Origin of the sequence: Acinetobacter tjernbergiae DSM 14971 = CIP 107465 (assembly GCF_000374425.1) — a bacterium.
Taxonomy (GTDB): Bacteria; Pseudomonadota; Gammaproteobacteria; order Pseudomonadales; family Moraxellaceae; genus Acinetobacter; species Acinetobacter tjernbergiae.
Genome location: NZ_KB894358.1, coordinates 99,557 through 111,722, shown reverse-complemented (window position 1 = coordinate 111,722; position 12,166 = coordinate 99,557). Strand labels below are relative to the sequence as shown.

Annotated in this window: 14 protein-coding genes; 12 read left to right on the top strand and 2 right to left on the bottom strand. The window is 40.9% G+C overall.

Annotated elements, in window-relative coordinates; all coding sequences use genetic code 11:
* The first annotated feature begins 3 nt into the window (after positions 1 to 3).
* From nuoH to C502_RS0106065, 10 genes are all read left to right on the top strand, one after another.
* Entirely contained in the window at positions 4 to 1,020 is a 1,017-nt protein-coding gene (gene nuoH, locus C502_RS0106110; RefSeq protein WP_018677950.1) for an NADH-quinone oxidoreductase subunit NuoH, read from the top strand.
* 18 nt (positions 1,021 to 1,038) lie between these two features.
* Positions 1,039 to 1,581: an NADH-quinone oxidoreductase subunit NuoI gene (gene nuoI, locus C502_RS0106105; RefSeq protein ID WP_018677949.1), complete on the top strand. Its 543-nt coding sequence runs from the start codon at positions 1,039 to 1,041 to the stop codon at positions 1,579 to 1,581.
* The gene (nuoJ, locus tag C502_RS0106100) at positions 1,581 to 2,099 is read left to right on the top strand and encodes an NADH-quinone oxidoreductase subunit J (RefSeq protein WP_171067616.1); all 519 of its coding nucleotides are present in this window, start codon (positions 1,581 to 1,583) and stop codon (positions 2,097 to 2,099) included. Before nuoI ends, nuoJ begins: the two co-directional genes overlap by 1 nt.
* Positions 2,099 to 2,407, top strand: coding sequence for an NADH-quinone oxidoreductase subunit NuoK (nuoK, locus tag C502_RS0106095; RefSeq protein WP_004638057.1), 309 nt, complete (start codon positions 2,099 to 2,101; stop codon positions 2,405 to 2,407). The genes nuoJ and nuoK overlap by 1 nt, the downstream gene beginning before the upstream one ends.
* Entirely contained in the window at positions 2,404 to 4,299 is a 1,896-nt protein-coding gene (nuoL, locus tag C502_RS0106090; RefSeq protein ID WP_018677947.1) for an NADH-quinone oxidoreductase subunit L, read from the top strand. The genes nuoK and nuoL overlap by 4 nt, the downstream gene beginning before the upstream one ends.
* 1 nt (position 4,300) lies before the next feature.
* Positions 4,301 to 5,899 (top strand): NADH-quinone oxidoreductase subunit M, encoded by a 1,599-nt coding sequence (gene nuoM, locus C502_RS0106085; RefSeq protein ID WP_018677946.1) that lies wholly within the window; start codon positions 4,301 to 4,303, stop codon positions 5,897 to 5,899.
* A gap of 3 nt (positions 5,900 to 5,902) precedes the next feature.
* The gene (nuoN, locus tag C502_RS0106080; RefSeq protein WP_018677945.1) at positions 5,903 to 7,402 is read left to right on the top strand and encodes an NADH-quinone oxidoreductase subunit NuoN; all 1,500 of its coding nucleotides are present in this window, start codon (positions 5,903 to 5,905) and stop codon (positions 7,400 to 7,402) included.
* 104 nt (positions 7,403 to 7,506) lie between these two features.
* Positions 7,507 to 8,142, top strand: a complete 636-nt coding sequence (gene upp / locus C502_RS0106075) for a uracil phosphoribosyltransferase (protein WP_018677944.1) — start codon at positions 7,507 to 7,509, stop codon at positions 8,140 to 8,142.
* Positions 8,143 to 8,259: 117 nt separating this feature from the next.
* Positions 8,260 to 8,553, top strand: coding sequence for a cold-shock protein (locus tag C502_RS0106070; protein ID WP_018677943.1), 294 nt, complete (start codon positions 8,260 to 8,262; stop codon positions 8,551 to 8,553).
* Between the two features lie 99 nt (positions 8,554 to 8,652).
* Positions 8,653 to 9,354, top strand: a complete 702-nt coding sequence (locus C502_RS0106065) for a cold shock domain-containing protein (RefSeq protein ID WP_018677942.1) — start codon at positions 8,653 to 8,655, stop codon at positions 9,352 to 9,354.
* A 15-nt stretch (positions 9,355 to 9,369) separates the two neighbouring features.
* On the opposite strand, the gene gigC is transcribed toward C502_RS0106065, so the two are convergent.
* On the bottom strand, positions 9,370 to 10,254 hold the full coding sequence (gigC, locus tag C502_RS0106060) for a LysR family transcriptional regulator GigC (protein WP_018677941.1): 885 nt from the start codon (positions 10,252 to 10,254) through the stop codon (positions 9,370 to 9,372).
* 84 nt (positions 10,255 to 10,338) lie between these two features.
* On the opposite strand from gigC, the gene C502_RS0106055 reads away from it, so the two are divergent.
* Complete coding sequence (locus tag C502_RS0106055) at positions 10,339 to 11,100, top strand: ferredoxin--NADP reductase (RefSeq protein WP_018677940.1); 762 nt, start codon at positions 10,339 to 10,341, stop codon at positions 11,098 to 11,100.
* Positions 11,101 to 11,166: 66 nt separating this feature from the next.
* On the opposite strand, the gene C502_RS0106050 is transcribed toward C502_RS0106055, so the two are convergent.
* Positions 11,167 to 11,589: a hypothetical protein gene (locus C502_RS0106050; RefSeq protein ID WP_018677939.1), complete on the bottom strand. Its 423-nt coding sequence runs from the start codon at positions 11,587 to 11,589 to the stop codon at positions 11,167 to 11,169.
* A gap of 206 nt (positions 11,590 to 11,795) precedes the next feature.
* Here C502_RS0106050 and C502_RS0106045 point away from each other — a divergent pair, with 206 nt between their 5' ends.
* A complete protein-coding gene (locus C502_RS0106045) occupies positions 11,796 to 11,996 on the top strand; it encodes a hypothetical protein (protein WP_026315757.1) in 201 nt (66 codons plus the stop codon).
* Positions 11,997 to 12,166 lie beyond the last annotated feature (170 nt).

Sequence of the window (12,166 nt, the reverse complement as noted above, 5' to 3'; positions counted from 1 at the left end):
TTCATGAATCAAGAAATTATACGTCAAACGCCACTCTGGGCTGAGAACTGGCCAATCGCTTATTCAGTGATTCAAGCTGTCGTGATCTTGCTAGTGGTAGTTTTGGTTGCTGCGTTGATGTCATTTATTGAGCGTCGTCTGTTGGCATTATGGCAAGACCGTTATGGTCCAAACCGTGTTGGCCCTGGTGGTATGTTCCAGATTGTTGCCGACATGCTCAAGATCATGTTCAAAGAAGACTGGACACCAAAGTTCGCTGACAAATTGACTTTCCGTTTAGCGCCAGCAGTTGCGATGGCAACTGCGGTACTTTCATTTATGGTCATCCCAGTGAGTCCAACACTGGGCGTTGCGGATATGAGTATCGGTTTATTGTTCTTTATGGCAATGGCAGGTATTGCAGTCTATGCAGTGTTATTTGGTGGTTGGGCATCTAACAACAAATATTCATTATTGGGTGGCTTACGTTCTGCTGCTCAAACCATTTCTTATGAAGTGTTCTTGGGTATCTCGTTGATGGGTGTAGTTGCGATCGCAGGTTCATTTAACCTTCGTGAGATTGTTGAAGCACAGCGTGATGTTTGGTTTGTTATTCCACAGTTTTTAGGTTTCTTAATCTTTGTGGTTGCAGGCGTTGCGGTGACGCATCGTCACCCGTTTGACCAACCAGAAGCTGAGCAAGAATTGGCTGAGGGTTATCACGTTGAATATGGTGGGATGAAGTGGGGGATGTTCTTCGTTGCGGAATACGTGAACGTGGTTTTAATCTCTGCACTCATCGTGACTTTATTCTTTGGTGGATGGCTCGCTCCATTTAACTTAGAAATTCCATTTGTTCCGCCAGTATTCTGGTTCGTAATTAAAACAGCATTCTTTGTAATGATGTTTGTGTTGGCGCGTGGTTCTTTGATGCGTCCTCGTTATGACCAAGTAATGAACTTCGGTTGGAAAATTTGTTTGCCATTGGCGTTGGTCAACTTGTTAGTGACTGGTGCTGTGATTCTGATGAATCAGGCCTAGGACAGCAGGGAGTACAAAATGTATAAATTTCTAGCTGGATTTGGATCGGTTGTCCGTTCGTTATGGATGGTGTTTAGCCATGTAACACGTAAACGTGACACGATTTTATATCCAGAAGTACCAGCCGAACAAATTGTGCCGCCACGCTTTCGTGGTCGTATTGTATTGACACGTGATCCCGATGGTGAAGAGCGTTGTGTGGCATGTAACCTGTGTGCGGTTGCATGTCCTGTTGGTTGTATTTCATTACAAAAAGCGGAAAAAGAAGATGGACGTTGGTATCCAGAATTTTTCCGTATCAACTTTTCACGCTGTATTTTCTGCGGTATGTGTGAAGAAGCATGTCCTACGACTGCAATTCAGATGACACCAGATTTCGAGCTTGCTGAATATGTGCGTCAAGACTTGGTTTATGAAAAAGAAAACTTATTGATTTCTGGGCCGGGTAAATATCCTGACTATAACTTCTACCGTGTAACTGGTATGGCAGTGAATGGTAAGGAAAAAGGTCAAGCGCAGAAAGAAAGTGCACCAGTTGATGTACGGAGTTTATTACCATGATGTGGCCATTTTATTTGATGGCACTTGTGGCCATTATTTCGACCGTTCGTGTTGTGACTAACACGAACCCTGTGCATGCACTTTTAAGTTTGATTGTTTCTCTACTTGCTGTTGCTGGCATTTTCATGATCGTGGGTGCGCCGTTTGCGGCTGCACTTGAGATCATCGTTTATGCAGGTGCGATCATGGTCTTGTTCGTCTTCGTTGTCATGATGTTGAATCTTGGACAAGATACGGTTGAACAAGAACGTAAATGGTTGAGTTCTGATGCATGGGCTTTTCCCGCACTGATGAGCTTTTTATTGGGCTTAATTTTAGTGTGGATGCTCGGTGGAGAATACACCACGATTTCTGCACCAATGGGTACAGAAGTTGTCGGACCTAAAGCAGTCGGTCAAGCATTATTTACTCACTATCTATTATTGGTAGAAGTTGCCGCGATGTTATTGCTTGCAGCATTAGTTGCTGCATATCACCTCGGCAAACGTGAACCAAGCGCAGAAGAGGATAAAGAATAATGGGACACATCCCTTTAGAACATGGTTTGATTGTTGCAACCATCCTTTTTGCACTCGGTTTTTACGGTGTAATGGTGCGACGCAACCTATTATTTATGCTGATGAGCCTTGAAGTCATGATGAATGCTGCCGCATTGGCATTTGTTTTAGCAGGCAGTGTTTGGGCTCAACCAGATGGACAAGTTATGTTCATCTTGATCTTAACACTTGCAGCAGCAGAGGCATGTATTGGTCTTGCGATCGTCCTTCAGTTTTATCATCGCTTCCATCACTTGGATGTGGATGCTGCTAGTGAGATGCGCGGATGAGTACATTATATTTAACCGTTTTATTTCCGCTCATTGGTTTTATCCTGTTAGCGGCAGGGCGTGACAAACTTTCTGAAAACGTCGCAGCGATTATTGGCGTTGGTTCAGTGGGTTTATCTGCGTTATTTGCTTTAATTGCGGGTCTTGCATTTACCAGCAGTGGTCAAACCGTTTTTGTACAACACTTATGGACATGGTTCAGTGTTGGTGGTTTTGAGCCTGGTATCAGCTTACATCTCGATGGTTTGTCATTATTGATGACGGGCATGGTGACAGGCGTTGGTTTCCTGATTCACATCTTCGCATCATGGTATATGCGTGGTGAAGAAGGCTATGCGCGTTTCTTCTCTTATTTCAACCTATTCGTTGCCAGCATGTTGTTGTTGGTTCTAGGCGATAACTTGGCGTTATTGTTCTTGGGTTGGGAAGGCGTTGGTCTGTGTTCATATCTATTGATTGGTTTCTACTACTCAAACCCTGCAAATGGTTGGGCAGCAATCAAAGCATTCACCGTAACACGTGTGGGTGATGTCTTCTTACTCATCGCATTGTTCTTGCTCTATCAACAGTTTGGTACTTTGAATACACAGTACATTGTTGAACATGCAGCGACTGTCATGACGCAAAGTTCATCATTGTCGATCTGGACAGCATTGATGTTGTTCTTAGGTGCGGCAGGTAAATCAGCGCAAATTCCATTACAAACTTGGTTAGCCGATGCGATGGCTGGTCCTACACCAGTATCTGCATTGATCCATGCTGCAACGATGGTTACAGCGGGTGTGTACTTATGCTGCCGTATGTTCTCTGTGATGGAAATGGCGCCAGAAGTAATGCAGTTCATCTCGATTACAGGTGCAGTAACCTTACTTGTAGCTGGTTTTGCCGCATTGGTTCAAACCGATATCAAACGTATCTTGGCTTACTCAACCATGAGTCAGCTCGGTTATATGTTTATGGCTGTGGGTGCTGAAGCATACCAAGCTGGTTTATTCCACATGCTTGCTCACGCATTCTTCAAAGCATTGTTGTTCCTTTCTTCAGGTGCCGTGATTCTTGCGTGTCATCACGAACAAAACATTTTCAAAATGGGTGGATTACGTAAAAAGATTCCATTCGTATTCTGGTGTTTTGTGATCGGTGGTGGGGCATTAGCTGCGCTTCCAATCGTGACTGTTGGCTTCTTCTCTAAAGATGCGATCTTAGGTGCAGTCTATGCACAATCTACGATTGCAAACCTTCCACTTTACAATACGTTGTACTGGGTGGGTGTTGCAGGTGCATTCTTAACGTCTATCTATACGTTCCGTCTAATCTGGGTGGTATTCTTCGGCGAAGAAAAAACCCATGCACATGCGATTCATGGCGTGACCTATTGGGGACCGCTTGCGATTCTTGCGACTTTATCAACAGGTATTGGTTATTTCTTACAAGCACCTGTTGCAAAATTATTGACTGCTGCAAGTATTCCAAGCTTTGTTGTTCCTGAAGCTTTAGAAGAAGCGGTTGCACATGCTGAACATTTAGCAAGTGGTGTTGCCCTTGTTGGTTTAGCGGTTGGTATTTTCTTATTTGCCTTTGCCTATGGTGCAGTTAAATCATTTGCTCAAACGTCTTTGGGTTCTGGTTTAGCGCATATCTGCCGTACCGCATTTGGTTTTGATGCTTTGTATGACATCGTTTTTGTAAAACCATACTTACTGATTGCGAAAATCTTAGGTCGTGATCCAGTCGATAGCTTATGGCTCGTACTGCCTGCAATTGTGAAAGGTGGTAATAGCTTTACAAGTTCGCGTCAAACAGGTTCATTACGTGAATACGCATCAAGCATGTCACTCGGTGTAGTGGTGTTATTGATGATCTTGATCGTAGTTCAGGTTGTGGGGAAATAAAATGGAAAACAATTTAATTTTACCCGCACTGATTTTAGTTCCTTTCATTGCTGGTTTTATTTGTTGGTTAGTCGATAAATTCGACCAACATTTACCACGTTGGATTGCCTTGATTGGTATGCTCATTACCTTTGGTTTGGGTATTGCACTTTGGCAAACTGGTACATATAGCTACGAGTTGGGCGGTAAAGCTCCAACTTGGGCAGCTGAATTCCATCTCCCATGGATTCAGACTCTAGGGATTAGCATTCACTTGGCTGTGGATGGTTTATCTTTACTCATGGTTTTACTTACAGCATTACTTGGTGTGCTTGCTGTTGGTTGTTCATGGGGTGAAATTCAAAAGAATGTTGGTTTCTTCCACTTAAACCTCCTTTGGAGTTTGGGTGGCGTGATCGGTGTATTCCTTGCAATTGACTTATTCCTGTTCTTCTTCTTCTGGGAGATGATGCTTGTACCAATCTACTTCTTGATTGCGTTATGGGGACACTCAGGATCGAATGGTCGTTCGCGTGTTTATGCTGCAACGAAATTCTTCTTGTATACACAAATCGCTGGTTTGATCATGCTAATCGGAATCTTGGGCTTAGTGGTCTATGGATATATGATGACAGGCATGATTGGTTTCGATTACAGCTATTTATTAGCCGTTGCGAACCATTTACCACCACAAGTTGCTTATGTATTCATGCTGTGTTTCTTTGTTGGTTTTGCAGTGAAGTTACCCGTATTCCCATTACACGGTTGGTTGCCTGATGCGCATGCACAAGCACCAACAGCGGGTTCTGTGGATTTAGCTGGTATCTTGATTAAGACTGCGGCGTACGGTTTGCTTCGTTTTGTGATTCCATTTTTCCCAGCAGCATCAGCACAGTTTGCTGATATTGCAATCATTCTCGGTTTGATTGGTATTTTCTACGGTGCTTTCTTGGCGTACCAACAAACAGATATGAAGCGTTTGCTTGCGTATACGTCTATTTCGCACATGGGTTTCATCCTACTTGCAATTTATGCAGGTAATATCCTGACTTTCCAAGGCTTAATGATCATGATGTTGGCACATGGTTTGTCATCTGCTGCATTGTTCATTATGTCGGGTCAAGTGTATGAGCGTTTACACACACGTGATCTACGCTTAATGGGTGGTCTTCGTGGTCAACTGCAATATTTACCATTCTTCTTGATGTTCTTTGTTGCTGCACTTGTGGGCGTGCCTGGTTTAGGTAACTTTATCGGTGAATTCCTGATTTTAATGGGTTCATTCAAAGCTTATCCTGCATTCACAATCATTGCTGCTGTAAGTTTGGTATTTGCAGGTCTCTACGGTTTGATTTTGATTCACAAAGCGTTATTTGGTGAGCCAAATCCAGAACAAAAGCAACACTATACAAGCCCACTTAAAGATTTATCAGTACGTGAAGTGAGCATTTTGATGGTCTGTGTGATTGGTTTGCTTTGGTTAGGGCTTTACCCACAAACATTCTTGGATATGTCTCATTCAAGCATGCAGTGGTTAGTCAATAGTTATATGCCAGTACAAGAAGTTGTTGAAACTGTTCAACAGGCTGCAACTCAACTTGAACAAGTGGAGATGCGATAAACCATGAACTTCACACTTTCTTTTTCTGAGCTTATGCCGCTTGTCCCAGTGATGATTGTGGCATTGACCTCTGTTGTTGTGATGTTATTAATTGCGATTAAACGCAATCATAATCTTGTCGCAACAACGACAGTGGTCGGTTTAAACCTTTCTGCAATTTTTATTGCATACACGATGTTTAGTGGACACTTTGTTCCAGTAAATGTCATGGGCATGTTTATGGTTGATCCATTTACTATGCTCTATCAATTCTTGATTTTGATTGCTGCTTTAGCATGTAGCACGCTTTCACATGCCTACATTGAAACCTATAAAGATAATCGTGAAGAACTTTATATCTTGTTACTTTGCTCTGTAGCAGGTGCAATGTTGTTGGTTGCAAGTTCGAATTATGCTGCTTTCTTTATCAGCTTAGAATTAATGTCGATTCCTGTGTACGGCATGTTGGCTTATACTCATCAACGTAGTCAGTCTTTGGAAGCAGGGATCAAATATCTTGTGCTTTCAGCGACTGCATCTGCAATGTTGCTGATGGGTATGGCGTATATCTATGCTTATACAGGTTCATTGTCATTCTATGATTCTGTTCAAGCATTATTTACTGCAATCAAACAGCCAATGGTGTTATTGGGCTTAGGTCTTATTATCTTTGCTGTTGCATTTAAACTTTCGCTTGCACCATTCCATAAATGGACGCCAGATGTGTATGCAGGTGCGCCAGCACCAATGGCAACCTTCTTGGCAACTGCTGCCAAAGTTGCAACGATTGGTTTATTTGTACGTTACTTATTGACCTCTGGTGCAATCTTAGTTGAATCACTGGTGACAGTTTTGACGGTCATTGCTGTGTTATCAATCTTAGTGGGTAACTTACTTGCAGTACGCCAAGTGAACTTGAAACGTATTCTCGGTTATTCATCGATTGCACACTTCGGCTATTTACTGATTGCTTTAATCAGCATGACTTATGCAAGCTTAGGTAGCGTAACGGTTTATGTGATTACCTATGTATTTACAACGATTGGTGCGTTCGGTGCAGTTGCATTGATGTCGAGTCCATACAACAATGTGGATGAAGCACAAAGTCTTGCTGATTATCGTGGTTTGTTCTGGCGTCGTCCGATTTTGACTGCAACATTAACTGTAATGATGCTGTCTTTGGCAGGTATTCCATTAACAGCAGGCTTCATTGGTAAGTTCCTTGTGGTGATGGCTGCGGTGACAACGCAACACTGGTTCTTGGCTGCAATGGTCGTAGTGGGTAGTGGTATTGGTTTGTATTATTACTTACGTGTGATGATTGTCATGTACATGACACCACCAGAAACGCCTCGTATTGATGCGGATGCACATTGGGGAACTAAAGTTGGTGGAATCATGGTGCTTGGTGCAGCATTGCTCGTATTACTATTAGGTATCTATCCAGATCCAATGATTAAATTGGCATTGAAGTCAGAAATTCTTTCTCCATTGCATTTTATGTTGTCTCAACAACAACAATGATCTGATTAGTACAAAAAAGCCTCCAAAAATTGGGGGCTTTTTTAATGAAGAGTAAAAAAACAATCTATAATAGTAAAAGATTAATATTATTTAGGTGCTTACTCGTGTCTGTCCAAGAAATTTGTCATCCGCTTATTCGCCATAAACTTGGTTTATTACGCCGCTCAGACATTAGCACGAAGAACTTCCGTGAGTTGGCGCAAGAAGTCACGATGTTATTGACTTATGAAGCGACGAAGGATCTACCTGTTGTGGATCATGAAATTGATGGATGGGCAGGTAAAGTCTCAACTCAGCGTATTGCAGGCAAGAAAATTACCATTGTTCCAATCTTACGTGCGGGCATTGGAATGCTTGAAGGCGTGCTTAATTTAATTCCAAGTGCAAAAGTCAGTGTCTTGGGCTTAGAACGTGATGAAGCAACTTTAGAAGTGCGTACGTATTATAAGAAATTAGTACCTGATGTTGCCAATCGTTTAGCCATGATTATTGATCCAATGTTGGCAACAGGTAATTCTTTAATTGCTGCAATTGATGTACTCAAGGCAAGTGGCTGTAAAGATATTCGTGTGATGATCTTGGTGGCTGCACCTGAGGGTATTGCAAAAGTAGAGGCTGCACATCCAGATGTTCGTATTTATACCGCTTCAATTGACCACGGTCTAAATAAAGATGGCTATATCGTGCCTGGTTTAGGCGATGCTGGCGACAAGATATTTGGTAGCGTACAAAAAGATTAATTTTTTAAAACATGTATAAAAAAGAGACTTAATCCAACCATATGGCTTTTAGGGGAGGATTTAGAGTCTCTTTTTTTATATACTGAATGATAGTATTTGCAAAATTGGATGAATGTCATGAAGAAAGAATTTTATCAGGGAAAAGTTAAACAATATAATCCAGACAAAGGATATGGTTTTATTGCGACAGCAGAAGGAGAGATCTTTTTTCATATTTCAGATTTCCCAGCAGCGGAAGGTGAGCCTAAACGCAATGAAAAAGTAAAATTTGTAGCTCTAGAAAATGATGGCAAATTTAAAGCAGTCCAAATTGAACGTGTAGATCCGAACCCTGCAAAAACTAAAAAAAATAAAATATTGGCTCATAATGAATCGATAACGAGTGAGCTATTGTCAAACTTTCGACGTTAATGACTTTTATTTCGATTGTTGAGTTTAAGTTTGGTATTAAATAGGAGGGGTGCAAGAGACTTTTTAGCCCCTTGTTTAATATGAGATAAAGAGTGAATTATGTTTGTGGAAGGGATAATCAAAAATTACAACACTGAGCGTGGTTTTGGTTTTATTGAGTTAATTGGCGAGAAAAAAGATATATTTTTCCATATTACAGATGTGCCTCATCGCCATATTGAGCTGAAGTCTGGGGAACGGCTTAAATTTTTAATTGTTGAAGACAAGGGGAAATTTAAAGCCACAAATATCGTTCGTTTAGATTTAAAGCCTTTAGATAGTGTAGATACCCCAGTTGCAAATAAGGCATTTAAAAATTCAGTTTCACAGGGTCATTCTCGCTCCGATCCTAAAAAAGCGACAATTATTACGCTGACAGGGTTAATTATCGTCGTGATCTTGGCGGGTCTTGTTTTTCAAAAATATCAGTCATATCAACAATCGCAAAGAATAAAAGCAGCACAGTTGATCGAAGAGCAAAAGAAAATTGTGATTGCTCAGCGACAAGCTTTAGGTGATTTACCTGAAATCAAATTGTCTGAAAAAACAGAACAGGTGTTAGACGTACCATCAACACCACATCATAAAATGCAAGCTGAGCAGCCCGTTAAAGCTCAAGCCCAATTTAGTTGTGATGGGCGTAAGCATTGTTCACAAATGCATTCTCGTGAGGAAGCTATATTCTTCTTAAAAAATTGTCCGAATACAAAAATGGATGGTGACAATGATGGTGAGCCATGTGAACAACAATTTAGACATTAAAATAAAAGATCAGGCTTAAACCTGATCTTCACAGAAATGTAAAAAGGCTTTGAGTCCAGGCCCTTGATATTTTTGACGATGTACTAGCATATAAAGAGGGCGAGTCAGTTGCCAATAAGGTGTATCTAAAATAACAAGTTGTCCTTTCTCTTGAAGTGGTTCAATCGCTAGCCTTGAAACACAAGACATACCGAGACCACCCGCCACAATTTTTAAAATTGCTTCATTATGACCGAGAGTTAAACGAATATTTGCATCAGGTAAATCCTGCAAAATCGCATTGTCAAACACTTCGCGTGTGCCTGAACCTTCTTCACGTAAAATCCATTCGACATGATCGAAATCTGCTGGGGTAACTGGACGACCTAACTGTGCCAATGGATGACTCGGCGCACAGCAAACAGCGAGTTCGTCATCTCTCCAATGGATACATTGTAATTGAGGTAAGTGGCAAGAGCCTTCGATTAAAGCTAAATCCAGTTGAAATTGATTCACTGCTTCAATCATTTGGCGAGTATTTCCCACCTGTAACTGTAAATGTGCTTGAGGATGATGTTGTAAGAATTCAGCCATGAGATCAGGCATCAAATAATCACTGATCGTTAAGGTTGCACCTAAGCGTAAATCAATACTTTGCAGTTCACCCTTAGCGGCTTGTTCAAACGATTCACAGCGACCTAAGATTTCTAAAGCTTGAGGTAGTAAAAACCGTCCCAAGTCATTGAGTTGTAAACGCTTGCCTAAACGGTCGAATAAAGGCGCACCTAAACCATCTTCTAAATCAGCTAAAGCCATACTTGCCGCACTTTGTGTGAGTCGGACAGCATCACTCGCTTTGGTTACAGTTCCTTCCTGAGCAACCGCCACGAAAACAGCCAATTGGCGTAAGGTCATGCGCATGTTAAATAGCCTTAATGTTTTGAGTATCCATCAATTATTCGATCATGCTAACATGAGCCTACTGTTTCGTGCCACGTTCAAATCATGTCAATTGAAAAATTTAGCGTAGAAAAGGTTTTATCTGTTCATCGTTGGGCTCACAATCTTTTTAGTTTTACCCTCACTCGACCTGCTCATTTTAAATTTAGTGCAGGGCAGTTTGCACGGATTGGGTTAATGGTTAACGGTGAATTAGTGGTACGCGCTTATTCTGTGGTTTCTTCACCCTTTGATGAAACGTTAGAATTCTTTTCAATTGTTGTGCCTGATGGTGCATTTACCTCAAATTTGCAACACCTTAAAGTGGGTGATGAATTGTATTTGGATAAAGTGTCCTATGGCTATCTGACTTTGGCACGTTACCAACTGCCTGTTCCCCAAGATCTTTGGTTATTGGCAACAGGAACAGGTTTAGCTCCATTTTTATCGATGTTACAAGACTTTGAAACATGGAAAAAATATCAACATATCAACTTAGTCTATAGTGTTCGTACAGCATCTGAATTGGCATATGTGGAGCGTATCCAAGAAATCACAGCCCTTTTTGGTGAGGGGCATACTGGCTTTAAATTTGTGCCAATTATTACTAGAGACCCAAATGCCACATTACATGATCGTTTACCGATTTTAATTGCCAATCGGGAATTAGAAAAAACGATAGGATTGTCTTTGAATCCTGCCAGTAGTCATGTGATGTTATGTGGCAATCCACAGATGGTTGAGGATACCAAAGAAGCACTCAAACAACGTGGTTTAACCATGAATCGCCGTGGTGAGGGAAATATTGCAGTAGAGAATTATTGGTAATGAGTCGCGTTGTAGCGGCATAAGAGCAATTGCAGTCGTGCAGGATTGCCCTTTAATGGATATGTTTTAGTGAACAAACATATCCATAAATTCACGGATTTCTTGAATGGCTGTATCTACATCGGTATTTAGCCATGTTGGTTCAAAAAGACCAATGTAATGTTCTAAGCGATCTTGAGGTACAACGAGCCTTACAGGGCAATCTTCTTCGAGTAAACGCCAAGGTAAGATAGGTACTTCATTATCTAAAAAAGGTTGTACATTCCGAATGTCGATAATCATTGCATTGACACAATCAGGTAAAGGCATCACCGAAAATTCTTCGGTACGGCGACGAAAATATTCCAAATCTCCCCATTTCAAAATATAACTTGGTTTATTGAACTCAATAATTCCAATCAAATGTTCATCACGGGTGTGATGTAAAAAACATTGATGTGTGACATCAGTGTCTAATTCAAGAGAAACGCTTTGTTGGCTATAGGACATAAAGCAGAAGGTTTAGGAGATGAGGGCAACTATTATAGCTTATTTCTTACATATTCTAAAACGACTATATTTTATACAAAAGTTTAAGAAATAAAAAGTAGAGTTCTGCAACCAACGCAACGATAGTGCGAAGATTTTTCACACAATGCAACATTGAGTATTGTTAATATAAAAGCCTAACAAGTAAAAGGAAGAGGGCTGCTATGATGCATGATTTTAGTAAGCCACAACCCCATGTGGCAAGTAAGGAAGAGATCGCACGTAAAAGGAAACTACCAGTCTATATGTTGCTGATTGTTGGAATTTTTTTGATAGCGTTGCTGGTATTTATGATCGCCGATCATTCAGCGAATCCAACTGCTCAAGTGATGATGTCAAATTTGCAGTCCGAACTTATGAATGTTTAAACGGCTTTAGACCAAAAAATTTATTGCTAAACAAAAGCTCATTAGTGTGAACTAGTGGGCTTTTTTGCAATATTTTGCATGGTTTTTGTTGTATTAGTGATGCAGTTGATTGCTTGAAAAATCAACAAAAACTATGGTGATAACATCCATCATTTATATTCTTCGGCATA